This is a genomic window from Rhodanobacter aciditrophus (genome assembly GCF_050026795.1).
GTDB lineage: Bacteria > Pseudomonadota > Gammaproteobacteria > Xanthomonadales > Rhodanobacteraceae > Rhodanobacter_A.
Genome location: NZ_JALBWP010000010.1, coordinates 653418 through 679694, shown reverse-complemented (window position 1 = coordinate 679694; position 26277 = coordinate 653418). Strand labels below are relative to the sequence as shown.

18 protein-coding genes are annotated in these 26277 nt (G+C 68.9%); 12 read left to right on the top strand and 6 right to left on the bottom strand.

Going from position 1 to position 26277, the window contains the following annotated elements; all coding sequences use genetic code 11:
* The first annotated feature begins 79 nt into the window (after positions 1–79).
* The 5 genes from ACQGNW_RS07800 to ACQGNW_RS07780 all read left to right on the top strand — a co-directional run bounded on the left by ACQGNW_RS07800 (position 80) and on the right by ACQGNW_RS07780 (position 7170).
* The gene (locus ACQGNW_RS07800) at positions 80–979 is read left to right on the top strand and encodes a CPBP family intramembrane glutamic endopeptidase (RefSeq protein ID WP_426662569.1); all 900 of its coding nucleotides are present in this window, start codon (positions 80–82) and stop codon (positions 977–979) included.
* A gap of 120 nt (positions 980–1099) precedes the next feature.
* A complete protein-coding gene (locus tag ACQGNW_RS07795) occupies positions 1100–4732 on the top strand; it encodes a response regulator (protein ID WP_426662568.1) in 3633 nt (1210 codons plus the stop codon).
* Positions 4733–4739: 7 nt separating this feature from the next.
* Positions 4740–5600 (top strand): CheR family methyltransferase, encoded by an 861-nt coding sequence (locus ACQGNW_RS07790; RefSeq protein WP_426662567.1) that lies wholly within the window; start codon positions 4740–4742, stop codon positions 5598–5600.
* Positions 5597–6166 (top strand): chemotaxis protein CheB, encoded by a 570-nt coding sequence (locus tag ACQGNW_RS07785; protein ID WP_426662566.1) that lies wholly within the window; start codon positions 5597–5599, stop codon positions 6164–6166. The genes ACQGNW_RS07790 and ACQGNW_RS07785 overlap by 4 nt, the downstream gene beginning before the upstream one ends.
* On the top strand, positions 6163–7170 hold the full coding sequence (locus ACQGNW_RS07780; protein ID WP_426662565.1) for a diguanylate cyclase domain-containing protein: 1008 nt from the start codon (positions 6163–6165) through the stop codon (positions 7168–7170). The genes ACQGNW_RS07785 and ACQGNW_RS07780 overlap by 4 nt, the downstream gene beginning before the upstream one ends.
* 4 nt (positions 7171–7174) lie before the next feature.
* On the opposite strand, the gene ACQGNW_RS07775 is transcribed toward ACQGNW_RS07780, so the two are convergent.
* The 3 genes from ACQGNW_RS07775 to ACQGNW_RS07765 form a co-directional block, all read right to left on the bottom strand.
* Complete coding sequence (locus ACQGNW_RS07775; RefSeq protein WP_426662564.1) at positions 7175–7645, bottom strand: hotdog fold domain-containing protein; 471 nt, start codon at positions 7643–7645, stop codon at positions 7175–7177.
* 72 nt (positions 7646–7717) lie between these two features.
* On the bottom strand, positions 7718–10192 hold the full coding sequence (locus tag ACQGNW_RS07770; RefSeq protein WP_426662563.1) for an acyl-CoA dehydrogenase: 2475 nt from the start codon (positions 10190–10192) through the stop codon (positions 7718–7720).
* Between the two features lie 19 nt (positions 10193–10211).
* Positions 10212–11078: an alpha/beta fold hydrolase gene (locus tag ACQGNW_RS07765; protein WP_426662562.1), complete on the bottom strand. Its 867-nt coding sequence runs from the start codon at positions 11076–11078 to the stop codon at positions 10212–10214.
* A 145-nt stretch (positions 11079–11223) separates the two neighbouring features.
* Here ACQGNW_RS07765 and ACQGNW_RS07760 point away from each other — a divergent pair, with 145 nt between their 5' ends.
* The 5 genes from ACQGNW_RS07760 (at position 11224) to ACQGNW_RS07740 (ending at position 15796) form a co-directional block, all read left to right on the top strand.
* Positions 11224–11802, top strand: a complete 579-nt coding sequence (locus ACQGNW_RS07760) for a TetR/AcrR family transcriptional regulator (RefSeq protein WP_426662561.1) — start codon at positions 11224–11226, stop codon at positions 11800–11802.
* Positions 11803–12012: 210 nt separating this feature from the next.
* Positions 12013–13785, top strand: a complete 1773-nt coding sequence (locus tag ACQGNW_RS07755) for a phosphoenolpyruvate carboxykinase (GTP) (RefSeq protein WP_426662560.1) — start codon at positions 12013–12015, stop codon at positions 13783–13785.
* A 110-nt stretch (positions 13786–13895) separates the two neighbouring features.
* Complete coding sequence (locus ACQGNW_RS07750; protein ID WP_426662741.1) at positions 13896–14444, top strand: RNA polymerase sigma factor; 549 nt, start codon at positions 13896–13898, stop codon at positions 14442–14444.
* Entirely contained in the window at positions 14441–14875 is a 435-nt protein-coding gene (locus ACQGNW_RS07745) for a hypothetical protein (protein WP_426662559.1), read from the top strand. The genes ACQGNW_RS07750 and ACQGNW_RS07745 overlap by 4 nt, the downstream gene beginning before the upstream one ends.
* A gap of 18 nt (positions 14876–14893) precedes the next feature.
* Positions 14894–15796, top strand: a complete 903-nt coding sequence (locus tag ACQGNW_RS07740; RefSeq protein ID WP_426662558.1) for a DUF4097 family beta strand repeat-containing protein — start codon at positions 14894–14896, stop codon at positions 15794–15796.
* A 289-nt stretch (positions 15797–16085) separates the two neighbouring features.
* Here the strand turns inward: ACQGNW_RS07740 and ACQGNW_RS07735 are convergent, their stop codons facing one another.
* Positions 16086–19139: a TonB-dependent receptor gene (locus tag ACQGNW_RS07735; protein WP_426662557.1), complete on the bottom strand. Its 3054-nt coding sequence runs from the start codon at positions 19137–19139 to the stop codon at positions 16086–16088.
* 261 nt (positions 19140–19400) lie between these two features.
* On the opposite strand from ACQGNW_RS07735, the gene ACQGNW_RS07730 reads away from it, so the two are divergent.
* Positions 19401–21149 (top strand): tetratricopeptide repeat-containing sulfotransferase family protein, encoded by a 1749-nt coding sequence (locus ACQGNW_RS07730; RefSeq protein WP_426662556.1) that lies wholly within the window; start codon positions 19401–19403, stop codon positions 21147–21149.
* A 40-nt stretch (positions 21150–21189) separates the two neighbouring features.
* Here ACQGNW_RS07730 and ACQGNW_RS07725 read toward each other — a convergent pair whose 3' ends face one another.
* Entirely contained in the window at positions 21190–22101 is a 912-nt protein-coding gene (locus ACQGNW_RS07725; protein ID WP_426662555.1) for a hypothetical protein, read from the bottom strand.
* Between the two features lie 234 nt (positions 22102–22335).
* Between ACQGNW_RS07725 and ACQGNW_RS07720 the strand changes: the two genes are divergently transcribed.
* Complete coding sequence (locus tag ACQGNW_RS07720; RefSeq protein WP_426662554.1) at positions 22336–25230, top strand: bifunctional diguanylate cyclase/phosphodiesterase; 2895 nt, start codon at positions 22336–22338, stop codon at positions 25228–25230.
* A gap of 100 nt (positions 25231–25330) precedes the next feature.
* Here ACQGNW_RS07720 and hslO read toward each other — a convergent pair whose 3' ends face one another.
* Positions 25331–26230 (bottom strand): Hsp33 family molecular chaperone HslO, encoded by a 900-nt coding sequence (gene hslO, locus ACQGNW_RS07715; protein ID WP_426662553.1) that lies wholly within the window; start codon positions 26228–26230, stop codon positions 25331–25333.
* Positions 26231–26277: the final 47 nt, after the last annotated feature.

Genomic DNA, 26277 nt, shown 5'->3' with positions numbered 1-26277 from the left:
CGGCGCGTGGCGGAAGTCACGCAGACGCGATGCCGCGCGCCCGCTAGGCTTGGCGGCACTTCACCAGGGGATTGCACGCATGAATGGCACGCTGTCGCTCGCCTACGCCACGCCGGCCACGGCACCGCCATGGAAACGTTGGCTGGTGTGCTCGCCGCTGGCGCGCATCGCGATCTTCATCGTGCTGTTCATGGCGTTGAACCGGTCGAGCTCGGCGCTCGTCCACCTGCTCATGCACGGCATGGCCAAGACGCCGCTGGGCTCGTCGCTGGCCTACCTCGTGGCCGTGCTGCTGCCGGCGATCGTCACCTACCTGTTCCTGGTTCGCGTCGTCGAAGGCCGCAAGCCGGAAGAACTGGCGCCGCGACGCTGGCGCGATGCGCTTGGCGGCGTGCTGGCGGGCAGCCTGCTGTTCAGCATCGTGGTGGGCGTGCTCTGGCTGCTGGGCAGCTATCACGTCACCGGCTTCAATCCCCACGCCGACTGGCTCCCGGCCCTGCTCGTCGCCGGCATCGGCGCCGGCATCGCCGAGGAAATCGTGTTCCGCGGCGTGCTGTTCCGCGTTGCCGAGGAAGGCCTGGGCACCTGGGCGGCGCTGCTGCTCTCGGCGCTGTTCTTCGGCTTCGCCCATGCCAAGAATCCCGGCGCCACCGCGTGGAGTTCGTCGGCTATCGCGATCGAGGCCGGGCTGCTGTTCGGCCTGCTCTTCCACGTCACCCGTTCGCTGCCGGTCTGCATGGGCCTGCACGCGGCCTGGAACTTCTGCCAGGGCACGGTCTACGGCATCCCGGTCTCGGGTCTGAAGGCCGATGGCTGGCTGGTGTCCACCCGCACCGGCCCGGACTGGCTCAGCGGCGGTACGTTCGGCGCCGAGGCCTCGGTGGTGGCGCTGGCGCTGTGCACGCTGTGCTCGGCGGCCCTGCTGGCGCTGGCCGTGCGGCGGCGCTCGCTGGTGCCCCCGGGCTGGCGGCGACGCTGACGCCCGCGGCGCCCGGCTATGGCCGGGCGCGCGCAGCGGTTACCCTGTTGCGCATCAGCGGCCCCGCACACGACAGGGACGTGCGGCGACCGGTCCTTCGACACGCCCGGCGACACGACCATGTCCGCGACGATCCGCACGATGCCACGCAAGTACCCCTGGCTGGCGAACCAGCCGATCCAGCGCAAGATCCTGCTGGCGATCGCGCTGCTGCTCGGCATGTCGCTGACCGCCAATCTGCTCATGCTGTACTCGCTGCGGCAGCAGGAGGCGGCCAGGCACTGGTACATGCATACCTACGCGGTACTGCAGCAGGTCGACGAAGTACGCCATGCGGCCAGGGCCGCCCAGGTCGGCATCCGCGGCTACCTGCTGAACCAGCACGGCGATCAGCTGGCGACGTACACCGCCAGCGCGCAGGAGCTCGATGAACACGCGCGCCGGCTGCGCGCGCTGACCGCCGACAACCCGCTGCAGCAGGTGCGCATCGACCAGCTCGGCAACCTGGTGGCGCAATGGCGCCAGGAAGTGGATGCGGAAGTGGTGGCGCCATCCGCGCATCTGGGCACACTGGACCCGTCGCAGCAGGAGGCGGAACGGCGTCGCATCCAGTCCAGCTACATGGAACGCCGTTCCGTCCGCGCCGCCGACATCCTCGCCCTGCTCGACCGGATGAGCGCCACCGAGCAGGAGCTGCTGTCCGACCGGACCTCGCGCATGGACAGCCTGATGACGCGCATCCGCGTGGTCGATGCGGCATTCGCACTGCTCATGCTGCTGCTGGGCTTCCTGGTGATTTCGCTGTGCTACCGCCTGGTTACCCGGCCACTGCGGCGCATCACCGACCAGATGAACCGGCTTGCGGCACACGACCACGACGTCGAGATCCGCCAAGTGGAGCGTCGCGACGAGATCGGCGAGATCGCCCGCGCGCTGCAGGTGTTCAAGGAGATGGCGATCGAGGCGCACGACAACGCCCGCCTGAAGGGCCAGGTCGCGGCGATCTCGCGGCAGCTGCAGGAAGCCACCACCCATCGCGCGTTCGGCGAGCGCCTGACCGGCGAGCTGATGCCCTTGCTCAAGGCCGGCGTCGGCATGCTTTACCTGTACGACGAACCCAGCGGGCGGCTCGACCTGATCGGCAGCTACGGCCTGCGACTGGGCGCCGATCCCGCCGTGCACTACCTGCCGGGCGAAGGCCTGGTCGGCCAGTGCGCGCTGAGCCGCCAACCGATCGAGCTGGACCAGCTGCCGGACGACTACCTGCGCATCGACTCCGGCAGCGGCAGTGCGCTGCCGCGCCACCTGCTGGTCCTGCCCCTGCTGCTGCGCGACCGCCTGATCGGCGTGCTGGAGGTCGCCGGCTTCGAGGCCCCGACGGCGCTGCACCGGGAACTGCTGGACCAGCTGCTGCCGAAGGTGGCCCTGTCGCTGGACAACCTCAGCCGCGCCGTGCGCACCCAGGACCTGCTCGAACAGACCCAGGAGCAGGCCGACCAGCTGCGCGTCAGCAGCATCACCATGCGCCAGCAGCAGGAAGCCCTGCGCGAGTCGCACGACAAGCTGCAGGCGAAGACCCTGGAGCTGGAGGAACAGTCGCAGCGCCTGCTGGTTTCCGAGGAGGAGCTGCGCGTGCAGGCGGAGGAGCTGCAGTCCTCGAACGAGGAGCTGCGCCTGCAGAGCGAGACCCTGCACGAGCAGAAGCAGGCGCTCGAGGCGCTGCAGGCGGAAACCGCGGAGAAGGCGCGCGAACTGGCGCGCGCCAGCCAGTACAAGAGCGAGTTCCTCGCCAACATGTCGCACGAGCTGCGCACGCCGCTGAACAGCCTGCTGATCCTCTCGCGCAGCCTGGCCGAGAATGCGGGCGGCCGCCTGGACACCGAGGAAGTCGAGTCGGCGAAGATCATCCACGACGCGGGCAGCAGCCTGCTGCGGCTGATCAACGACATCCTCGACCTGTCCAAGATCGAGGCCGGCAAGATGGAGCTGGCGCTGGACGACTACGCGCTGGCGGACCTCGCCCGCAGCCTGCGCCGCAACTTCGACCACGTGGCCCGCGACAAGCGGCTGGACTTCGCCGTGCAGCTGGCCGAGGGACTGCCTGCGCGCATCCACACCGACCCCGGCAAGCTCGAACAGATCGTCAACAACCTGCTGGCGAACGCGTTCAAGTTCACCGCCTCCGGCTCCGTGCAGGTGCGCATCGACCGCCCGGCCGCCGACCTGCCGATGCGCGCGTCGCTGGCGGGTCAGCCGCTCGTGGCGATCAGCGTGGCCGACACCGGCATCGGCATCCCCACCGACAAGCAGGAAAAGGTGTTCGCCGCGTTCGAACAGGTCGACTCCAGCACCAGCCGGCACTACGGCGGCACCGGCCTGGGTCTCAGCATCTCGCGGCGCATGGCCGGGCTGCTCGGCGGCGACATCGTGCTGCGCAGCGAAAGCGGCCGCGGCAGCGAGTTCACCCTGCTGCTGCCCGAGCGCAGCGTGGCCGCCGCGCCGGCGGTCGCTCCGGAAACCTCGCCGGCAACATCCGCGCGGCCGCTGCCGAACCCGGCGCTGCTGCCGGGCAGCCTGCCCGACGACCGCGACCGCATCGCCCCCGGCGACGCGCCGATCCTGGTCGTCGAGGACGACCCCGCGTTCGCGCGCATCCTCGCCGACATGGTGCGCCAGAAGGGTCATCCCATGCTGCTCGCTACCGACGGCGAAAGCGGGCTGGAGCTGGCGCGCCGCTACCGCCCGCTGGGCATCCTGCTCGACGTGATGCTGCCGGGCATCGACGGCTGGACCGTAGCCGAACGGCTGCAGGCCGATCCGGCCACGCGCGCCATCCCGGTGCATTTCCTCTCCGCCGCCGACGATGTGGCGCACGGTCGCGAACTCGGCGCGGTGGGGTTCCTCACCAAGCCGGTCAGCCGCGAGCAGATCAACGCGGCGGTGGATCGCCTGCTGCACGCGGCCCGTGGCCGCACCCGCCGCCTGCTGGTGGTGGACGACGATGCCGCCGAGCGCAGTGCGCTGCGCAGCCTGCTGCGCCAGGACCGCGTCGAGATCGACGAGGCGGACTCCGCCGAGCAGGCGCTGGAACGGATCGCACAGGACGCCTACGACTGCATCGTGCTGGACCTCGGCCTGCCCGGCCTGTCTGGCATGGAGCTGCTGGAGCGCCTCGCCGCCGGCGGCAGCGTGCCGCCGGTGGTGATCTACTCCGGCCGCGACCTCAGCCGCGAGGAAAGCCTGCGCATCCGCCAGTACACCGACAGCATCGTGATCAAGGGCGCACGCTCGCCGGACCGGCTGCTGGACGAGGTAAGCCTGTTCCTGCACCGCATCCACCAGCAGCCGTCCGCCAGCGCGGCCGACGTCGCCGACGGGCTGCAGGGCCACCAGCTGCTGCTGGTGGACGACGACATGCGCAACCTGTTCGCGCTGTCGAAGGTGATGCGCGGCTGGGGCCTCAAGGTCAGCATGGCGCAGGATGCGCCGAGGGCGCTGCGCATGCTGGACGAGGACGCCGCGCTGGAACTGGTGCTGATGGACATCATGATGCCGGGCATGGACGGCTACGAGGCGATCCGGCAGATCCGCGCCCAGCCGCGCTTCGCGCAGCTGCCGATCATCGCGCTCACCGCCAAGGCGATGCGCGGCGACCGCGAGCAGTGCCTCGCCGCCGGCGCGAACGACTACCTTTCCAAGCCGGTCGACCTCGACAAGCTCAACTCGATGATCCGCGTCTGGCTGCGACGCTGAGGCGGCCATGGAGCGGGCGCCCGACGACATCGAACTGGAAGGCATCGAACTGGACCTGTTCGTCGAGGCGATGCGGCGACGCCACGGCTACGACTTCGGCCGCTACGCGCCGGCCTCGCTGCTGCGCCGCGTGCGCCAGCTGGCGGCGGACCTCGGCGGCGGCGCGATCAGCGCGCTCACCCATCGCCTGCTGCACGAGCCGGAGCTGCTGCCGCAACTGCTGGAAGGGCTGTCGGTGCCGGCCTCGGACATGTTCCGCGACCCGTCCGTATTCCGCGCGCTGCGCGAACAGGTGCTGCCGCTGCTCGCCTCGTACCCGCAAATCACCATCTGGCAGGCGGGCTGCGCACACGGCGAGGAGGTGTACTCGCTGGCGATCCTGCTGGAGGAGGCCGGGTTGTACGAGCGCAGCCAGATCTTCGCCACCGACCTCAGCACGCGCGCGCTGGAGCAGGCGCGCGAAGGCATCTACCCCCTGCGTTCGGCGCAGCAATGGTCGCGCAACTACCTGGCGGCCGGCGGCAGCCACTCGCTGGCCGGCTACTGCAGCGCGCGCTACGGCCTGCTCAAGCTCGACCGGCGACTGCGCCGCAACGTCACCTTCGCCCAGCACAACCTGGCGGCCGACGGAGTGTTCTGCGAGGCACAGCTGGTGCTGTGCCGCAACGTGCTGATCTATTTCGCCAACCCGCTGCAACAGCACTGCCTCGCGCTGTTCCGCGACTCGCTGGTGCGCGGCGGCTTCCTCTGCCTGGGACTGCGCGAGCGCCCGGATGCCGGCGAGGCGGCGGCCGACTTCGCGCCCGTCGACGCCAACCTGCGGATCTACCGGCGCATCGGTGCGGCGGCGACGGTGCTGCGGCCATGAAACGCCCGGCCGCGATCGTGCTGGGCTGTTCGGCCGGCGGCCCCGAGGCGTTGAAGGTGGTGCTGGGCGGCCTCGATCCACGCCTGCCGCAGGTGGTACTGGCGTGCTGCCACACCGGCTCCGAGACGGCGGAGCTGCTGTGCGAGCTGCTGGCGCGCGCCTCGCGACTGCCGGTGATCGAGGCGGCCGAGCGCGAACCGGCACGCGGCGGCGTGGTGCAGGTGGCTCCCGCCGGTTACCACCTGCTGGTGGAGCGCGACCTGCGCTTCACGCTGTCGGTAGACCCGCGCGTCAACATGTCGCGCCCCTCGATTGACGTGCTGTTCGCGTCCGCAGCCGCAGCATGGCGCCAGGCCCTGGTCGGCGTGGTGCTCAGCGGCGCGAACGCCGACGGCGCCGAGGGCCTGCGCGAGTTGCGCCGGCTGGGCGGCTGCGCCATCGTGCAGTCGCCGGACAGCGCGCTGGCGCCTGCGATGCCGCAGGCGGCGATCGACCGCGCCGGCGCCGACCACTGCGTACCGCTGGATGCGATCGCCCCCCTGCTCAACCAGCTGTGCCTGCCATGAACGACACGCGTCCGAAGCTCCTGATCGTCGACGACACCCGCGCGAACCTCGTCGCGATGCGCCGCCTGCTCGGCGACTGCGGCGCCGAACTGGTCGAGGCGACCAGCGGCAACGACGCGCTGGCGCTGTGCCTGGAACACGCGTTCGCGCTGATCCTGCTCGACGTGAACATGCCCGACATGGACGGCTTCGAGGTGGCCACCCTGCTCGGCGAGAGCGAGCATCTGCGCGACACGCCGATCATCTTCGTCACCGCCGCCTATGCCGACGACCTGAACCGCCTGAAGGGCTACCGCTCCGGTGCGGTGGACTACATCGCCAAGCCGGTCAACGACGTCATCCTGCGCTCGAAGGTGCGCGTGTTCCTCGACCTCTACAACGCGCGCATGCAGTTGCAGCAGGCGCTGGGCGACCTCTCCGAGCGCAACCGCCAGCTGCAGGAGGAGATCGCGGTGCGCCAGCGCGTCGAGGCCCAGGTGCGCCACCAGGCCACCCACGACATGCTGACCGGCCTGCCGAACCGCGCGCTGTTCCACGAGCGTCTGCGCGACGCCATCGCCCAACCCGCGGCACATGGCCATGGCTTTGCGCTGGCCATGCTCGACATCGACGGCTTCAAGGCGGTCAACGACACCCACGGCCACCCCGTCGGCGACACCCTGCTCAAGGCCATCGCCGACCGGCTGCGCGGGCGCGTGCGCGCCGGCGACACGGTGGCGCGGCTGGGCGGCGATGAATTCGCACTGCTCCTGGAGGACGCCACGGAGCTGCCGCTGCTGCTCGAACGCTGCCAGCAGCTGTGCGACACGCTGGCACTACCCTACCCGTTGTCCGGCCCGTCCGGCGAGGTGGTGGCCCAGGTCAGCGCCAGCATCGGCATCGCAGTGTGGCGACCGGACACCGCATCGGACGAGGCGCTGATCCAGGCCGCTGACCGCGCCCTCTACCAGGCCAAGCGGGCCGGCAAGAACCGCTGCATGCTGGAGATGGCGGCCGCGGCGTGAGCGCTCACGACTTGCGCAGCGGCGACAGCCACATCTCGATGCGCGCGCGGAACACCTCGGTGCCGTTGTCGTCGCGCACATCGACCGTCACCGGCCAAGCATAGCCGTCCGCGGACCCGGTCGCGGCGCGCTCCGGCGTGGCCCGCGCATGCATGCGGCCCTTCGCCTTGGCGAGGTATTCGACCGCCATGCCCTTCGGGATCCAGCGCATGCCGGCGGGAATCGTGGCGTCGGTCATCATGCCCGCGCAGAGTTCCGCGAGGTTGCACAGCGCGATCGCGTGCACCGTGCCGATGTGGTTGTGCACGCGGCGGCGGTCGCGGATCGCGATCTCGCAGCGCCCTGGTTCCAGCGCCACGAAGCGTGGCGCGATGGTGGCGAAATACGGTGCCCTGAGGCAGATCAGCCGGCCGTAGAGCCAGCGCCCGGCGGTCGACCCGGAAAGGCGATGCCACAGTTTCAGCGCGTTGCTCATGTTGCGCTCCCCGACAGGCGAACGAGGCGACAGGCACCCCGTTCACTCATGGCCCGTGGCCGTGGGCGCGGCTTACGCCGCGTCCGCAAGCTGCTTGCGGCGCTCGTCCGCGCGCGTCACCGCCGCACGCAGCTCGGCCGGATCGAAATCGTCCACCGAGATGAACTCGAACGCCGCTTCGTGCACGCGCCTGAGCAGGTCGTGCTCGGCCTGGCTGATCACGCCGGCCGCGAGCGCCTCGGCCAGCTGGCCATCGTAGTCGTGCGCCTTGAACTGGCCGGCCTTCAGCCCCTTCAGGAACTTCCGCTCCACCGGCTCGGCGGCGATCACGTCGGGCAGCAGCGCGTTCATGCGGCCCACCGTGTTGTTGGCCGTGGGGGTGAGGTAAACCCATTCGGTGAGGCGTGCGCGCGCCTCGTTCGGCGCGGTGAGCAGCGCAGCCACGCGACGGCCCAGGCGATCGGACGGCGGCACCTCGCGGCGGCCCAGCGGAAACACCAGCGCGCGCAGCAGCCAGGCCACCGGGCGCACCGGGAAGTTGCGGATCGCGCCGTCCAGCGCGTTCTGGGTCAGCCACATGCACTCGTGGAAGCCCCAGGCCAGGAACGGGCGGTCGGCCTCCGGCCGGCCGGTGTCCTCGTAGCGCTTGAGCATGCTGCTGGCGATGTAGAGGTAGCTCAGCACGTCGCCGAGGCGGGCGGAGAGCTTCTCCTTGAACTTCAGCTTGCCGCCCAGCACGCCCATGAAGGTGTCCGCGCACAGCGCCAGCGCGGCGGAGTAGCGGTTGAGCTTGCGGTAGTAGCGGCGCGTGTAGGCATCGCCCGCGGCCTCGCCCATGCGGCCGCCGGACAGGCCCATCGCGAAGCTGCGCACCGCGTTGGAGAGGCCGAAGCCGAGGTGGCCGAACAGCGCGTCGTCGAAGCTGCGCAGGCGCTCGCCGTAGTCGGCGATGGACAGCGCCTGCATTTCCTTCAGCACGTAGGGGTGGCAGCGGATCGCGCCCTGGCCGAAGATCATCAGGCTGCGCGTCATGATGTTCGCGCCTTCCACCGTGATCGCGATCGGCACGCTGGACCAGCCGCGCCCGGCATAGTTCTTCGGGCCCAGCTGCACCGCCTTGCCGCCGTGTACATCCATGGTGTCGCCGGCCACCACGCGTGCCCATTCGGTGGCGTGGTACTTGGCGATCGCCGAGGGCACCGCCGGCTTCTCGCCGCGATCCACCGCCGCTGCGGTGGCACGCGCCAGTGCGGTGGTGGCGTAAGTGAGGCCGCCGATGCGGCCCAGTGCCTCTTCCACGCCTTCGAAGCGGGCGATGGCCAGGCCGAACTGCTTGCGCATGCGCGCGTATGCGCCAGTGGCCGCGGCCGAACCGCGCATCGCGCCGGTGGCGTTGGAGGGCAGCGAGATCGCGCGGCCCACCGACAGGCATTCCACCAGCATGCGCCAGCCGTGGCCGGCCATGTGCGGACCGCCGATCAGCGTGCTGAGCGGTGCGAACACGTCCTTGCCGCGGATCGGTCCGTTCTGGAACGGGATGTTCAGCGGCAGATGGCGGCGACCGATCTCGAGCCCCGGCGTGGAGCGCGGCAGCAGCGCCAGCGTGATGCCGAGATCGTCCTTGTCGCCCAGCAGGTGCTCGGGGTCGTACATGCGAAAGGCCAGGCCGACCACGGTGGCGATCGGCGCCAGCGTGATGTAGCGCTTGTCGAAGGTGAGCTTCACGCCCAGCGTCTCGACGCCATCCACCATCTGCTTGCAGACGATGCCGTAATCGGGAATCGAGGTGGCGTCGGAGCCGGCATAGGGGCCGGTGAGCGCGAAGCAGGGAATCTCCTCGCCCACCGCCAGGCGCGGCAGGTAATGATTCTTCTGCTCGTCCGAGCCGTAGTGCAGCAGCAGCTCTGCCGGGCCAAGCGAGTTCGGCACCGCCACCGTGGACGCCACCGTGGCCGACATCGTCGACAGTTTCTGCAGCACCGCCGAATGCGCCAGCGCGGAGAACTGCAGGCCGCCGTACTGCTTCGGGATGATCATGCCGAAGAAGCGGTTCCTCTTGATGAAGTCCCAGATCTCCGGCGGCAGGTCGGCCAGCTCGTGGGTGATCTGCCAGTCGTCGATCATCGCGCAGAGCTCCTCCACCGGGCCGTCGAGGAAGGCCTGCTCCTCCACGCTCAGCTCGGGCCTGGGTTGCTTCAGCAGCTCGTGCCAGTCCGGCTTGCCGGAGAACAGTTCGCCCTCGAAGCCCACCGTGCCGGCCTCCAGCGCGGTCTGCTCGGTTTCCGACAGCTTTGGCGTAACCCTGGCGAACATCTTCAGCAGCGGCGCGGTGATCTGCCTGCGACGGAAGCCGTCCATCAGCAGCGGCACCGCGATACCCAGTTCGACGATCAGCAGGATGATCGTCGTCCAGTACGCGCCGGCGAGCAGGCCCACGACCAGCGTGGCCGCGGGCGCGGCGATCGCGAAGCTGCGCAGGCTGCTGCGGTGGTAGGCGCAGGCGCCGCTCGCGATGAGCGCCGCCAGCAGGGTCAGTATCACGGCCATCTCGACATCCTCGTTGCGGTCATGCCTGTTGCGATCGGGCGGTGCGCGCGCCCGAAGCGGGCGCACCGTCCAGTGACTGGATGAAACTTGCGATCTCGCGGGTGAACGCGTCGTTGGCGTCGCCGGCGACCATGTGCGTGGCCCCGGCCACGGCCACGTGCCGTGCGTGCGGCACCAGTTGCAGGAATTCGGCGACGGTGGCGTGCGAGACCACGTCGCTGTGTTCGCCCGAGAGCAGCAGCACCGGCACGTCCACCTGCACGGCGGCGGCGAACAGGCGCGGCTGATAGCGCTCGCTCTCGGCGACCAGGTCGCCGGCCAGCAGCGCCGGATCCCAGTGCCAGCGCAGGCGGCCGTCGGCGCCTTCGCGCAGCAGCGGTCGCAGCTGTTCCTCGCTCTTGCGGCCGGAACGATGCGGCAGGTAGGCGGCGATCTGCTCGGCGGCCTCGGCGTAACCGCCGAAGCCGTCCGGATGCGCCTGCATGAAGGCAAGGATGCGCTCCACGCCACGGGTCTCCCAGCGCGGCGTGATGTCCACCAGCACCAGCGCGCGGAACGGCGGCGGCCGCGTCTCGCCCGCTGCCGCCAGACCGAGCAGACCGCCCATCGAGGCGCCTACCAGGACTGGCGGCTTGGGTAGGCTGCGGGCCAGGTCGAGCAGATCGTCGGCAAATTGCTGCATGTGGTAGTCGCCGCCCGGCAGGCGCCCGCTCTCGCCGTGGCCGCGCGCGTCGTAACTGACGCAACGGCAACCCTGCGCCGCCAGCGCGGCCACCGTGCCTCCCCAGGCGCCGCGGGTCTGGCCGAACCCGTGGGCGAACAGCAGGGTCGACGTACCGGAAACGCCGCGCGTCTCCACGGCCAGGCGCAGGCCGTCGCCGGTCATGACGGACTCGGTTCGGCTGGCGGGCATCGATGGCGCAAGGTCATCCATACGGGTGAGTATGGATTGCCCGATCCAGCGTCGTCAACCCGGCCAGGCCGGCACCGCCGTGGATTACAAAGCCGGACGCAACCGCTACCATACGGTCATGGATTCCAGCCCCAAACCGGAACGCACCCGCCTCACCGCGGAAGATTGGGAAGTTGCCGCGCTGCAGCTGATCGCCGACCAGGGCGTGGGCGCGCTGGCCGTCGAGGCGCTGGCCCGCCAGCTGGGCGTCACCAAGGGCAGCTTCTACTGGCACTTCCGCACCCGCGAGGCGCTGCTGCAGGCCGCGCTGGAGCGCTGGGAGCAGTACGGCGAACGCGAGGTGCTGGGCCAGATCGAGCAGATCGCCGATCCGCGCCAGCGCCTGCCCGAACTGTTCCGCCGCGTGGCGCACGAGTTGCAGCCGCACCGCGTCTACGCTGCGCTGCTGAAGGCACTGGATCATCCGCTGGTGGTGCCGGTGATGGCCCGCGTGTCGCAGCGGCGCACCGAGTTCCTCAATACCGCCTACCGCGAGGCCGGCCTGCCGCCACGCGAGGCGCTGAACCGCGCGCGGCTCACCTACGCCGCCTACGTCGGCTTCCTGCAACTGAACTTCACCCTGGGCCTGCCGCGCATCAACCACGAGGAATTCGACGCCTACGTGGAACACATGATCGCCACCCTGATCCCGGCCTGACCCGCTTCCGCAAGAGCCTGCGGAACGGTGCCGCGGCGCCGTTTCCGCAGCCGCCCTCCCTCGACAGCCTTCCATCGCCATCGCCATCGCCATCGTCGGCGCGATGTCATGCGTCGCTCCCGGCGATTTTTGCTGCATGCGTCCTTGCAATGCCAGTATCCGCAAACTACGGTTCCTTCACTTTTTTTTCTCAAGACCAGTGAGGACACGATGGCAAGCACGTTGGAAGCGCTCGAACGCTGGGTCAGCGAGGTGGCGGCGCTGACCCGCCCTGCGAAGATCCACTGGTGCGACGGCTCGGAAGCCGAATACCGCGCCCTGGTGCAGCAGATGCTGGCCGACGGCACCCTGATCGAGCTGAACCAGCGGACCCATCCCGGCTGCTACCTGCACCGTTCGCATCCCTCCGATGTGGCGCGCGTGGAACACCTCACCCTGGTCTGCCATCCGGATCGCGAGGACACCGGTCCGAACAACCACTGGATGGATCCCGCCGAGGCGCACGCGAAGATGGACGCGCTGTTCGACGGCTGCATGGAAGGCCGCACCATGTACGTGATCCCGTACTGCATGGGCCCGATCGATTCGCCGCTGTCGCGCTGCGGCGTGGAGATCACCGACAGCCCGTACGTGGTCGCCAACATGCGCATCATGACCCGCATGGGCCGGGCCGCGCAGGAGCGCATCGAGCGCGAAGGCAAGTTCGTGAAAGGCCTGCACTCCACCGGCGAGCTCGATCCCGAACGCCGCTTCATCATGCACTTCCCGGCCGAGCGCACGATCAAGTCCTACGGCTCCGGCTACGGCGGCAACGCGCTGCTCGGCAAGAAGTGCCACGCGCTGCGCATCGCCTCCAACCAGGCCCGCGACGAGGGCTGGCTGGCCGAGCACATGCTGATCGTGGGCATCGAAAACCCCGCGGGCGAGACGCACTACATCGCCGCCGCCTTCCCCTCGGCCTGTGGCAAGACCAACCTCGCCATGCTGATCCCGCCGGAGGGCTACCGCCAGGACGGCTGGAGGGTGTGGACGGTAGGCGACGACATCTGCTGGATGCGTCCCGGCGCGGACGGCCGCCTGTACGCGATCAATCCCGAGGCGGGCTTCTTCGGCGTGGCGCCGGGCACCAGCGACAGCAGCAACCCGAACGCGCTGAAGACCATCGCGCGCGACACCATCTTTACCAACGTCGCGGTCACCGCCGACAACCAGCCGTGGTGGGAAGGCCTGTCCGGCACGCCGGTCACCGACTGGCAGGGCCGTCCGTACAACCCGGCCAACGGCCCCGCCGCACACCCGAACTCGCGCTTCACGGTGAGTGCGAAACAATGCCCGACCTGGTCCCCGATGTCGGAAGACGCGCAAGGCGTGCCGATCAGCGCGATCGTCTTCGGCGGCCGCCGCCCTTCGCTGCTGCCACTGGTGATGGAGGCGCGCGACTGGGCACACGGCGTGCTGATGGGTGCCGCGATGGGCTCGGAAACCACCGCCGCCGCCGCCGGCGCGGTCGGCGTGCTGCGCCGCGACCCGATGGCGATGAAGCCGTTCGCCGGTTATCACTACGGCGACTACTTCGCGCACTGGCTGTCGTTCGACCGGCCCGGCGCAAAGCTGCCGAAGATCTTCCACGTCAACTGGTTCCGCAAGGGCAAGGACGGCAAGTTCCTGTGGCCGGGCTACGGCGAGAACCTGCGCGTGCTGGAATGGATGATTGCCCGCGTGGAACGCAAGGTTCGTGGCGCAGTGACGCCGGTCGGCACCCTGCCCGCCGCCGGCGAACTGCGGCTCGACGGCCTCGCCGTCGACCCCGCCACGCTTGACGAGCTGCTGGCCGTCGACCACGCCGCGTGGCGGGCCGAGCTTGCCGCCATCGGCGACTACCTCGGCGGCTTCTCCCCGCGCCTGCCCGCGGCCCTGCGCGCGGAACAGCAGCGCGTGGCCGACGCACTCGAGGCAGCGCCGCGCAAGATGGCAACGGCCTGAGCGCATCGCATCGTCGCGGATCGACACCCCGCGACGATGCAAACCCTAGCGCTCCGCGCGGCATCGAAGCTGGCAAGATGATCGCCGCCTGTCCAGCCACCGACCGCACGATGCCGCCAGCTCCCGCTGCCGCCGACAACGACGCCGACGACGCCCGCGCCGCGGCGATCGGCGATCGCCAGGCGTTCCAGCGGCTGTACCGCCGGCATGTCGAGCGCATCCATGGTGCGGTATGCAGGCTGGCCGGCTACGATCATGCGCGCGCCGAGGACCTCACCCAGGAAGCCTTCGTGCGCGCCTGGCAGAAGCTGCCGGGCTTCCGCCACGAAAGCGCGTTCGGCACCTGGCTGTACCGGCTGGCGATCAACCTGGCACTGATGGAGATCCGTGCCCGTCGCGCCGACCCGGTCGGCTTCGTCGACGAGGAACAGCTGCCGGAGCCCGGCGAGACGCCGTTCTGCGCCGCCGAACGCGAGGAACTCGAGCGCGCGATCGGCAAGCTGCCGCCGCGGGCGCGTGCGGTGCTGGTGCTGCACGACGTCGAAGGCTGGCGGCACGAGGAAATCGGCGACGAACTCGACATGGCCGTCGGCACCTCCAAAGCGCAATTGCACCGCGCGCGGCGACTGCTGCGCCGGGCCTTGGGAGAAAGCTCATGAACGAATTCGAATGGCGCCGGCAGATGCGCGACCTGCGCCGGCCGATCGCGCCGGGGCGTGACCTGTGGAGCGCGATCGACGCGGCGCTGGTGGAGCGCGACGACAGCGCGACGGCGGCGCAGTCCGCGCGCCGGGCAACACGGCAGCCGTGGCTGGCCGCTGCCGCGCTGGCCGGCGCATTCCTGCTGGCCGGCGGCGTCGGCCTGCGCCTGCACCGCAGCACCGCCGTTGCGCCGGCATCGGCGAACGCTGCTCCCTGGAATCCGTCCGACCCGCGCCTCAGTGGCGCGGCGATCGAACTCGATGCGGCACAGCTCGAACTGCAGCAGGCGATGCTGCAGTCGCCCCATTCGTCCTCGCTGCAGCGACTGCTGGCGCACACCGTGCAGCAACAGACCCAACTGCGCCATCTCGACCACGAGGCCGGCTGACCGACGCCAGGAACGACCATGAAGATCCCACGCTATGCCCCACTGTTGCTGTGCCTGTGCGTCGGCCGGGCCCTGGCCGACACGCCGATCGACCTGCAGCACGCCGCCACGCCGACTGCGCACATCAGCATCAGCAATGTCGCGGGCGAGGTGCGCGTCACCGCCTGGGATCGCCCGGCGGTGCAGGTGGGCGGACAGCTCGGCGACGGCGCGAAGCCGCTGGCGATCACCGGCAGCGACGGCGACCTCTCGATCAAGGTGCAGGCCCGGGGCGGCGGCGGCTGGTTCGACTGGGGCAGCGACACCCGCATGGGGCCGACCATGCTGGATCTGCACGTGCCGCGCGGCGCCACGCTGGACGTGCACGTGGTCAGCGCGCCGCTGGTGATCGACGGCCTGGACGGCGGCGACATCACCGTCAACACGGTGAGCGGCCGCGCACGCATCAACGCGCGCACGCCCTCGCTCAGCGTCGACAGCGTCAGCGGCAACATCGAGCTGGCCGGGCATGCCGCGCAGGCCAACCTGCAGACCGTGAGCGGCGACATCCTCGCTCCGGTGCTGGGCGACCGCGCCAAGCTGCAGACCATCTCCGGCCATATCCAGGCCAGCGGCGGCCCGTGGCGCCAGTTCACGCTGAGCACGGTGTCGGGCGACGTGCAGCTCGCCGGCGGCCTCGCGCCGGGCGGCAAGCTGAGCGTCGACAGCATGAGCGGCAACGTGCAGCTGCAGCTCCCCCCCGGCACTTCCGCCGCCGTGCACGCGAGCAGCTTCAGCGGCGACCTGCGCAGCGACTTCGGCACCGCGCAGAAGTCCGAGCACGGCCCCGGCAGCAAGCTCGATGCGACGCTGGGTACCGGCAAGGGCTCGATCAACGTCGAAACCTTCAGCGGCGACCTGCGTATCCGCACGTCGAACTGAGCCCCGGGACGAGGTTCGGCGGTTGCCGCAGGAGCGGCATGACCAGCCGTTTTCCCGATTCGCGCGAAGCCGCCCCCCGGCGATGTCCAGAGCCTCCCTGCGGCCTGCTGCGCCTGGAATCTGATCGGCTTGCCGGACCTGCGGCGGCCGTGCACGGCTCTGCATGGAAAACCTGCAAGGGTCGCCGATGATCGAGTCGCGCGACAACCTCGAACCTCATCCGCACGCACCCGAAAAAAAGCCACCGGTCTTGCGACCGGTGGCTGGGTTGCATCAATGACGCGGCCTATCAGTAGTCGTAGGTCACCGACAGGCGCACGGTGCGCGGCGGCGTGGTGTACAGCGGCTGCCCGTAGTAGTTGTTGGTGTACAGCGTACCGGCTGGGCCGGCGTTCTTGTCGAACCCCGACTGATACGACGGGTCGACCTGCTGGACGTGCTGCTGGTTCAACGCGTTGAAGACATCCAGGTTGAAGCCCAGCTTGTTGTCCGCAAACGCCGGACGGTAATGCACGCCCAGGTTCAGCAACTCCGTCCACGGCGTGTGGCCGATCGAACCCGGCGTCACGCGCTTGCCATTGCACCAGTGGTAGTTGCCGGTGCCGGAGTTGTTGTAGCCGGTCGGGTCGTTGGCGCCGCCTGGCTCATACCCGTCGGGACCCTGGGTGTACGGACCGTAGTAGCCCAGGCACTCCTTCGGCATGCCGGACTGCACCAGCAGGGTGGCCGACAGCAGCCATTCCGGCGCGATCTGGTAGTCGCCGCGGAAGCGGATCTGGTGCTTGCGGACGTTGGAGAACTCGCCGTACTGGCCGTCCATCAGCTGCCAGCTGTCCCAGTCTTCCGTCTTGGAAACGTCGTCCTGGCCGAAATCGGAACGCACCTGGCCTTCCGTGTTGCCGAAGCCGCGGGTGAAGGTGTAATCCACGCGACCATACCACTTGCCGTCGAACGGATGCTCCAGGTACAGATTCAGCGAGCCGTACTTGCGCACGGCACCGCGGCTGAAGCCCCAGTCCTGCAGGGTCATCGGCACGATGACCTTGCTGCTGCCGTCGTCGGAGATCACCAGCATGTTGTTGGTCTTGCCGGGGTTGAACAGGCGGCAATACGAGGCGCCATACAGCGAATTGCTGTAGAGGCCCGGATCGAGGCCCATCTTGGTCATCTTGGTTGCAATCTGGCCCGGCGAGCACTCGTCGTCGATCGCAGCCTTCAGGTCGCGCCACATGGCCTTGGCACCGTATACCCAGTTGTCACCCAGCTTCTTGTCGAAGCCGACGATGAACTCGTCCACGTACTCCGGCTTCAGGTTGCGCGCGGCGACCTGCATCGGATCCTTGGCCGCACCGTTTTCGCCGTCAGGCGAGTGCCATGCCGTGCAGTCATGCGGATCCAGCGGGACACCGGTGGTTTCGTTCACCGCGCTGAAGGTGCAGTTCGATGTCAGGTAGGTCGAACGGTTCGCCGCACGCTCCGCCGCGTTGTTCGGCAGCGCCAGGTAGTAGCGGCCAGCGTTGCCGTAGACCTTGAACGAGGAGTCGCCGAACACGTCCCAGCTGGCGCCGATACGCGGTTCCCACTGGTTCTTTTCGTCGACGAACGCCTTGCCGAGATCGTTGTAGTTGGTGAAGCGGTCGTTGCGCAGGCCGATGCTCAGGTAGACGTTCTGGGACACCTGCCAGTTGTCCTGCAGGTACCAGGCCTTCTGCGACATGGTCATGCTGGTGGCCCAGCCGATCTGGCGCTTCTGTGCCGTGGTGGCGTTGATGTAGCGCCAGTAATAGTCCTGCCCGCTGAACGGGTTCGTGAAGCTCGGACCCTGGTCGGTGGCGCGGTAGTACATGTTGTCCATACCGGCCAGCAGGTCGTGGTCACCCAGCTTGTAGTCGAAGTCCACGCGCAGGCCACGGGTGGAGTTCTTGGCGCCCGGCGAGGTCCAGGTGGTGTTGGTCTGGTCGTTGTGCGGCTGGTAGCCATCCGGCTGCACGCCGAGGCTGCCCCTGGAGATGAACGGCAGCGGGCTGGTGTTGCCGTACACGACCGGATCCTGGAAGTGCGCCTTGCCCGCCACGATGCTCAGCGTGGCCGCGTCGGTGATGTAGCTGGTGAAGTGCCCGACGTAGATCTGGGCATTGTCCTTGGTGACGTCGCTCGGGGAGACGAACGCGCCGCGCTGCAGCGTGTCGTAGTCAAAGGCATAGGTGGAGCCTGCACCACGGCTGTTGTTGTCCCTCAGTGCGGTCAGTTCCAGGATGTTGCTGTCGGTGATGTTCCAGTCCAGCTTGCCGTAGAACTTGGTGTCCTTGTCGGTGTAGTCCTGCACCTTGCCGAAGTCGTTGTTCTGGACGTTCGTGCCCTTGTCCTTGGTGGTTTCGCCGGCCAGGAACAGGTACAGCTTGTCCTTGATCAGCGGACCGCCCACGTAGGCGGAGTAGATCGTTTCCCAATGGGTGTTGTTCTTGCGGTACTGGCGCAGCGAGCCGGGTGCATTCGGATCGGCCGCATTGGCGACCAGGCTGGTGGAGGCCGGCACCGGGGTATTGCCGTAACGATAGTTGGTCGGCGTGCCTTCGAGCGAGCGCGGCTGCCAGGACACCTGGCCACCGAAGTGCCACTCGTTGCTGCCGCGCTTGCCGACCTGGTTGATCACGCCGCCGTCGGAACGACCGTACTTGGCGTCGTAGCCGCCCGTCAGGGTTTCCTGCTGCTCGATGGCGCCGTAGGGCAACTGGAAGCCACCCAGGTTCTTGTAGGGCTCGCCGACGTTGTAGCCGTTAACGTAGTAGGCGTTCTCGGTCACGCTGGAGCCGCCGAACGACACCAGCGACTGGCCGGCCGGGCCCGTGAAGAAGCCGCTGCCCGAAGTGGTGTTGGGTGCCAGCAGGGCGATGGCCTCGGCGCTGTGCGCCACCGGCAGACGCTTCAGGTCGGCCGCGGTGATGACCGTGCTGGAGTTGACGTTGGTGACGTCGATGGCGGGCAGCGCGTTGGCCGTGACCGTCACCGAGGACAGCTGGGTGGCATTGCTGGCGGCCGTGGCGAAATCGACGCCTGCGGCACCGCCGCTCGAGACATAGGCGTTCTCGTGCGTGCTGACGACCGTACCGTTCTGCTTCAGGGTGACCGTGTAGGTGCCCACTGGCAGGTGGTCGACGCGGTAGCGGCCCGAGCTGTCGACCGGCACCTCACGCGTGAAACCGGACGCGTTGCTGACCGTCACGGTCTCGCCCGCCGCAGCCGGCGCCTGACCGAAGATGCTGCCGACGGTGCTTTGCGCGATCGCCACCCCGCTGAAGCTCAGGCCCATGGCGATCGCCAAGGCGGTCGGACGCCAACGCATGGCGCCAGCATGGGTTCGGTTGCGAATACTCATCGTGTTTCTCCCCAAATGGATGTCCAAAACGGACGCTTGATGCATTTCAGGTACATCGAACTGGCGGATCGCGGCAGCCCCCTTGGCTTCGCAAGCATGATGCTGCGGAACTACATCAATTCCTGCGATGGACGACCCGTCCCGTCGTAAAAGTATGTCGCTGGAACAGCCCGGTCAACAAAAATTTCATGTTTGCAGGCGAACATTTTCGCAAGAATTTGTAAGCGCATGTTCCTGCAGGAAAATATCTGCGCACCGGTCCGCATGATCCCGGGGAGGCCCGGCGCCCGATGTCCACCGCGCCTTCGCGCGCCGCAAGGCAAGCCGGCCCGCCGCCATGGACGACGGATTGAGCTGATCCGGGGGCGGAACTACCATCCGGCGATGAACTCCACAGCACCCATGGCCACCACGGCCAAGCCTCACTTCCAGGGTCAAGCGGACGACGACGCCCGGCTGGCCATTACCCAGCAGGCCCTGGAGTCGCGGCTGACTCAGGCGCCCCACGACACCGCGGCGCTGATCGAGCTGGCAGAGGTGCTGTTCCGGCGCGGCCGCATCCGCGCCTCCAGCCGACCGCTCCTGCAGGCCGCAAGCCGGCTTCCGCGCAACGCGCCGCTGATCGTGTCCCTGACGCAACGGCTCGTCGCCAGCGGCGAGATCGTCGCCGCGCGCGCGTGCCTCGACCTCCTGGAACAGGCTCCCGAGCCGCCCGCCGAGCTGCTGGCTACCCAGGCCCATCTCCGCTTCACGATCGGCGATATCGCCAAGGCACGCGAACTGATGGAACGGGCCCTGCGCGCCGGCGCTGATTCGCCCGGCGAACTGCACATGTGCGCCCTGCTGCAGCAGTTCAGCGGCCGGATCGACCAGGCCCAGGAGCTGCTGGAGCGCTGCCTGATGCGGTGGCCACGGTTCGGCGATGCCGTCACGGTGCTGGTCAACCTGCGCAGGCAGCGTCCCGAATCCCACCGACTGGACTGGATCGAGGAACAATTGCGGCAGCTTCCGCGCGAACCTGCGGACACCGACCGCGAATTCGTGAGGGCGGAATTCGAATACGCACGCTTCAAGACACTCGACGACCTGGGGCGCCATGAAGAAGCATGGAACGCGCTGTCGCGCTGCAATGCGACCATGCATGCGCTGAACCCCTACGACGCCGAGGCCGAGGAAGCGGTCACCTCGGCCCTGACCGGCTTGCCGACTCTCCCGGCGCGCGCCCCGTCCGCCGGCCGGCCGTCGGGCCCCGTGCCCATCTTCATCGTGGGCATGCCCCGCTCGGGCACGACACTGCTGGACCGGATCCTCTCCTGCCACTCGCAAGTCGCTTCGGCAGGGGAAATCATCGACTTCTGGCGCCAACTCCACTGGGTCGCGGACGTCGTGCCCGCCCGGTCCAGCGGCTTGCTGCAAATCGTCCGGCGCAGCGATCGCATCGATTACCGCGAACTTGGCGAACGCTACCTGAGGCAGACCCAGTGGCGGGCGCAGGGCAAGGCCTATTACCTCGACAAGCTACCCGCGAACATCCAGATGGTCGCCTTCATCCGACGTGCGCTGCCGCATGCGCCCATCCTGCACCTGGTGCGCGATCCGATGGATACGTGCTTCTCCAACTACAAGGCGATGTTCGGCAACATTTCCCCGTACAGCTACGACCTCGAGGCGCTCGCCCACTACCACGGGCAATACGCTCGGCTGGCGCGGCACTGGCACACCGCGTTGCCGGGATCGATGCTCGACGTGCCGTACGATGGACTGGTGCAGGACACCGAAGCCACGGTGCGCCGCGTCCTGGCCCACTGCGGGCTGGCCGTCGAAGAAGTCTGCTTCAAGCCCGAGCGCAATACCGCCCCGGTCGCCACGCCCAGCAGCGCACAGGTGCGCGAATCGATCCACACGAGAGGACTTGGCCAGTGGCGCAATTACGCGCGGCAGCTGGAACCGCTCCGCCTGGCGCTGGAGGCACAGTAGGCGCCCCGAGCCACCCTGCCCTGCACGAGCAAGTCGCGGATCAGAGATCCTGGTGGTATTGCACGTAGGGCGTGCGCGACTGGTCCGGCTCGGGCCCCATCGGCGTGTTCGCCGGCGCGCCCGAGGACCACAGGTTCTGCGCGCCGACGCTCAGCGAGCCCTGCCACGGCAAGCGCCAGGTCACGCCGAGGTCGATGCTGTTCCAGCGTCGATCGGGGGCGTAGCCGTTACCCGGCACGCCAGCCAGCGGCTGCATGGTGCGACCGATGATGGTGCCGCTGACCGGGCCATGGTCGACGCCGAAGCTGACCGCCTTCTGGTCCAGCGTGCTGATGCCCAGCAGGTTGCCCGGCAGCAGATGGATGCGGCCGACGCTGGCACCGACGTCGATGCCACTCTTGCTGCCCAGCGCCAGGCGCCCGCGCGCATTGAGCTGGGAGCTGCTGTCGAAAGCGGAAAGGCCGTCGACGCCCGGGACGACGCCCGGCAACACACGCGGCAAGCTGGGATTGTTCGGCGTGCTGTTGGTACCGACACTCACCCCGAGGCTGTAGCGCCCGTCGTTATAGGTGGCGCCCACTTCGCTGCCGACCACGCGCATCGGGCTGTTGACCCAGGAATGCTGGTTGACATCGGCGTGCGCCTGCCAGTTCGGCGACAGGCCATATTGCAGGCCCGCACTCATCACGCCGGAAGCGTCGACAGCCTGGAAGGACAACGGCGTGTCGCGCTGCGCCAGAACGCCGCTGCGGTTGTCCGCCTTGAGCACGAACAGGCGGCCGTCCGTGCCACGCCACAACGGCACCTCCAGCCCCGGCTGCATCCCGGCAGCCTGCGCCGACGGCTGCTTCAGCAGCTGCACGGCCTGCTCGCCGCTGGCGTTGCCCACACTCTGCCCGGCCGCCGCGAACGGCAGCAGGCACAGCAGCAATGGCGCAAGCAGGCGACGCATGGGTGGACAGGTCCGATTCGGTGGATGTCAGCCGGTATTGGCGATTGAAGTATAGCTCATTTTACATTTACCTAACACCGGTACAAGGCTTCGGTACAGCCATCGATGCCGTCCTGTGACCGGCTTCTCGACAGACCGGCCCGCGCCCCGCCGGGTTCCTGCTGGCGGCGCCAGCATCCGCAGGATATAAGGGGCGTCACGCCGCCTCCCGACCGCCGGGCAGACTCTTCCCCCATGAATGCAGCTTCCACCCCGCGCCCCACGCCTTTGCCGCCATCGGCAGGCGACCAGGCGGGCCTGCCGGCGGCGATCGAGCAGCTGCTCAAGGCCCACGACAGCGCAAGCGTGCTGGAAATCTGCGAACGCATCCTGGAGGAATTCGGGATCGCCGGCCGCTTGCACTGGCGCCCGCAGGAAGCTGCGCCCCCCGAGCCCGCCGGCTGGCACCTCGACCTGGCGGAAGACAACCAGCGCCAGCATGTGCTCACGCTGAGCCGCGACGAACCGGTGGACGAGGCCGCCCGCGACAGGCTTGCCTGGCTGGGCCGGCTTGCCGATACCCGCCTGCGCCAGTTGGCCGAATCCAGCCGCCTCTATGAGGCGATCTCGCGGCTGGCACTGGCCGAACGCCTGCAGCGCGCGCTCTATGCGATCGCGGAGCAGGCCAGCGCCGAACACGACATGCCCGCGCTGATGCGCTCGCTGCACACCATCGTCAGCAGCCTGATGTACGCGGAGAACTTCTACATCGCGCTGTACGAACCCGCCAGCGACAGCGTGCGCTTCCCTTACTACGTCGACACCCTCGATACCGATCCGCCTTCCCCCCAGAGCAGCGTGCCGCTGCACGAACTGCTGCACGGCATCACCTGGAACCTGTTGCGCCACGGCCGGCCGCTGTTCGGCGCCGCCGACGAACTGGCGCAGGAGCTTGGCGGGCAATTCCGGCTGCACGGTCCACGCTGCGAACATTGCATAGGCGTGCCGCTGTTCCGTGCGGGGCAGATCGTCGGCTGCATCGTGGTGCAGAGCTACCGCGCCAACGTGCGCTATACCCGGCATGACCTCGACCTGCTGAGCTACGTGGCGCAGCACGTGCAGACGGCGATCGAGCGGCGCAGCGCCCACGTGGAGCTGGAGCGCCGCGTCGCCGACCGCACCACCGCGCTGCGCGAGGCCAACCGGGTGCTGCGCCAGCAGGTGCTGCAGCGCCAGCGCGGCGAGCGGCTGCAGGCGGCGCTGTTCCGCATCGCCGAGCTGGCCAGCACCACCGACAGCCTCGAGGACTTCTACCCCGCCGTGCACCGCGTGATCGGCGGCCTGCTGTACGCGCGCAACTTCTACATCGCGCTCAGCGACGAGGAGAACGAGCTGATCACGTTCCCCTATTCGGTGGACGAGGTGGACAGCGAGCGCCCGCCGCGCAGCCACGGCAGCGGCGCCACCGAATACGTGCAGCGCACCGGCCGGCCGCTGCTGGCCGATGCGGCGACGATCGACCGCCTGTTCGCCAGCGGCGAGATCACCCGCTTCGGCACGCGTTCGGTGTGCTGGCTCGGCGTGCCGCTGATCTGGGGCGACAAGGTACGCGGCGTGCTCGCCGTGCAGAGTTACTCGCCCGAGCACACTTACACCGAACGCGACCAGGAACTGCTCACTTTCGTCAGCTACCACGTCGCCAACGCGCTGCAGCGCAAGCACGCCGACGCCACACTCAAGCAGGCCTACGCCAGCCTCGAACGCCGCGTGGTGGAGCGCACCCGTGCGCTGGGCCTGGCCAATCGCGACCTGCGCGAGCAGATCGCCGAGCGCGAGCGCATCGAGCGCCGGCTGAAGTACGAGACCCTGCACGACTCGCTCACCGGCCTGCCCAACCGCACCCTGCTGCTGCAGCGGCTGGAGCAGTCGATGCAGCGCTATCAGGCGCACCCGCACGAGCCGTTCGCCGTGCTGTTCATCGATCTCGACCGCTTCAAGGTGATCAACGATTCGGTCGGCCACCTGGTCGGCGACGACCTGCTGTTCCAGGTCGGCGGCCGTATCCGCGCCTGCCTGAAGACCCGCGACGTGGTGGCCCGGCTGGGCGGCGACGAGTTCGCCGTGCTGCTGGAGCACGTGCCCGACGCCGCCGCTGCGCAGCGCATCGCCGAGCATGTGCTGAACGAACTGCAGACACCGTTCCGGCTGGGCGCGCGCGAAATCTTCACCTCCGCCTCGATCGGCATCACGATGGCGGCCCCGCACTACCGCCAGCCCGAGGAGCTGCTGCGCGACGCCGACTCGGCGATGTACCACGCCAAGGACGGCGGCCGCCACCGCGCCTCGCTGTTCGACGACCGCCTGCGCCGCGAGGCGCTGTCGCTGCTGCGCATGGAAAGCGACCTGCGCCACGCGTTGACCCGTCGCGAGTTCGTGCCGTTCTACCAGCCGATCGTGTCGCTGGCCGACGGTCGCATCGCCGGCTACGAGGCGCTGCTGCGCTGGAACCACCCCGAGCGGGGCCTGTTGCTGCCCCAGGATTTCCTGCTGATCGCCGAGGAAACCGGCTGCGCCGAGGCGATCGACTGGCTGATCTTCGAGCAGGCCTGCGCCCAGGCCACGCAGCTGGTCGGCGGCAAGGGCACCATCAGCATCAACGTTTCCGGCCTGCATTTCCGCTACGCCGACTTCGACGCCCGCCTGCTGGCGCTGCTGGAAAAGCATCGCGTGCCGCCGTCCAGCATCCGCATCGAGGTGATCGAACGCACCCTGCTGGACAACCCCAACCAGGTGCAGCAGATGCTGCAGAACCTGCGCCACCAGGGCGTGGGCATCGCGCTCGACGATTTCGGCACCGGCTACTCGTCGCTGAGCTACCTGCACCAGTACCCCTTCGACACGCTGAAGATCGATCGCTCCTTCGTCACCGAACTCGGCGACGACCGCCAGGGCCAGGGCATGGCGGTGATCCGCGCGATCCAGGTACTGGCCGATTCGCTGGGCATGCAGGTGATCGCCGAAGGCATCGAGCAGGCCCCGCAGCGGCAGGCGCTGCTCGACGTGGGTTGCCGCTACGGCCAGGGTTTCCTGTTCGCCCAGCCGCAGACCGCCGAGTACTGGCTGCGCCCGGAACACCGCCTGCCGTGGTAACGGCCCGGTTCCATGTCTCCACGCAGCCCGCGTTGCATTGCCGCGGCCGCCACGCGGAGGTCCGGAACAGGCCCCTGGTGCCGGCCGCCGAAGCCCGGCGCTACTGCGTCGTGCCGGGGCCGCTCGCGCCGCCCGCATCCCGCAGCAGGAGCTCCGCGTCGACCCGGTCGAACGCATAGCGCTGCGCGCAGAATTCGCAGCTCACCTCGATCCGGCCGTCCTGCGCGTCCAGCGTCGCCTCGACCTCGTCGCGGCCCAGCGAGCGCAGCATCGCCGCCACCCGCTCGCGCGAACAGCTGCAGCCGAACGCCAGCGGCCGCGGCCCGAACAGGCGCACGGATTCCTCGTGGTACAGCCGGTAAAGCAACTGTTCCGGCGTGGTGGCCAGCATCTCTGCCGCACCCAGCGTGGCGGTGAGGTGCATCACCCGCGTCCACGCGTCCTCGTCCTGGGCCGCGCCGTGGCCGCCCTCGTCGGGCAGCTTCTGCAACATCAGGCCCACCGCGTGCTCGCCGTCGGCGGCCAGCACCAGGCGCGCAGGCAGCTGCTCGGACTGGGCGAAGTAGTTCTCCAGCACACCCGCCAGGCTTGCGGCGCGCAGCTCCACCAGCCCCTGGTAGCGCCGTCCGCGCTCCACGTTGCCGATGGTGATGGCCATCACCGCCTGCGGCAGCGCATCGAGCGACAACGGCTGCGGCAGCGGCGGCTCCCAGCGCGCCAGGCCGCGCAGGCGGCCCTGGTCGGTGCATTCGGCGAACAGCAGGCGCAAGGCGCCAGCGCTCTTCAGCTGCACCGACAGCTCGCCGTCGAGCTTGATGTTGGCGGTCAGCAGCGCGCTCGCCGCCAGCGCCTCGCCCAGCAGCCCGCGCACGTCGACCGGGTAATCGGCGCGGCCGGCCACCTCGCGCCATGCCGGCCCCAGCCGCACCAGCGCGCCGCGCACGCCGGCGCGTTCGAGCAGGAAGCGGTGCAGCACATCTTCGACCAGTACGGTTTCCACGCAATCACCTCGCAAGCCAATCCCGGCCAGATGGGGACGGTTGGCCC

Bases quoted from the DNA above. Each gene is read 5' to 3' on its own strand.
- ACQGNW_RS07790 (WP_426662567.1), top strand. From the start codon at position 4,740: ATGGAGCGGGCGCCCGACGACATCGAACTGGAAGGCATCGAACTGGAC.
- ACQGNW_RS07725 (WP_426662555.1), bottom strand. From the start codon at position 22,101: ATGCGTCGCCTGCTTGCGCCATTGCTGCTGTGCCTGCTGCCGTTCGCG.
- ACQGNW_RS07755 (WP_426662560.1), top strand. From the start codon at position 12,013: ATGGCAAGCACGTTGGAAGCGCTCGAACGCTGGGTCAGCGAGGTGGCG.
- ACQGNW_RS07720 (WP_426662554.1), top strand. From the start codon at position 22,336: ATGAATGCAGCTTCCACCCCGCGCCCCACGCCTTTGCCGCCATCGGCA.
- ACQGNW_RS07780 (WP_426662565.1), top strand. From the start codon at position 6,163: ATGAACGACACGCGTCCGAAGCTCCTGATCGTCGACGACACCCGCGCG.
- ACQGNW_RS07750 (WP_426662741.1), top strand. From the start codon at position 13,896: ATGCCGCCAGCTCCCGCTGCCGCCGACAACGACGCCGACGACGCCCGC.
- ACQGNW_RS07770 (WP_426662563.1), bottom strand. From the start codon at position 10,192: ATGGCCGTGATACTGACCCTGCTGGCGGCGCTCATCGCGAGCGGCGCC.
- ACQGNW_RS07800 (WP_426662569.1), top strand. From the start codon at position 80: ATGAATGGCACGCTGTCGCTCGCCTACGCCACGCCGGCCACGGCACCG.
- ACQGNW_RS07775 (WP_426662564.1), bottom strand. From the start codon at position 7,645: ATGAGCAACGCGCTGAAACTGTGGCATCGCCTTTCCGGGTCGACCGCC.
- ACQGNW_RS07735 (WP_426662557.1), bottom strand. From the start codon at position 19,139: ATGCGTTGGCGTCCGACCGCCTTGGCGATCGCCATGGGCCTGAGCTTC.
- ACQGNW_RS07760 (WP_426662561.1), top strand. From the start codon at position 11,224: ATGGATTCCAGCCCCAAACCGGAACGCACCCGCCTCACCGCGGAAGAT.
- ACQGNW_RS07785 (WP_426662566.1), top strand. From the start codon at position 5,597: ATGAAACGCCCGGCCGCGATCGTGCTGGGCTGTTCGGCCGGCGGCCCC.
- ACQGNW_RS07795 (WP_426662568.1), top strand. From the start codon at position 1,100: ATGTCCGCGACGATCCGCACGATGCCACGCAAGTACCCCTGGCTGGCG.
- ACQGNW_RS07740 (WP_426662558.1), top strand. From the start codon at position 14,894: ATGAAGATCCCACGCTATGCCCCACTGTTGCTGTGCCTGTGCGTCGGC.
- ACQGNW_RS07730 (WP_426662556.1), top strand. From the start codon at position 19,401: ATGTTCCTGCAGGAAAATATCTGCGCACCGGTCCGCATGATCCCGGGG.
- ACQGNW_RS07745 (WP_426662559.1), top strand. From the start codon at position 14,441: ATGAACGAATTCGAATGGCGCCGGCAGATGCGCGACCTGCGCCGGCCG.
- ACQGNW_RS07765 (WP_426662562.1), bottom strand. From the start codon at position 11,078: ATGACCGGCGACGGCCTGCGCCTGGCCGTGGAGACGCGCGGCGTTTCC.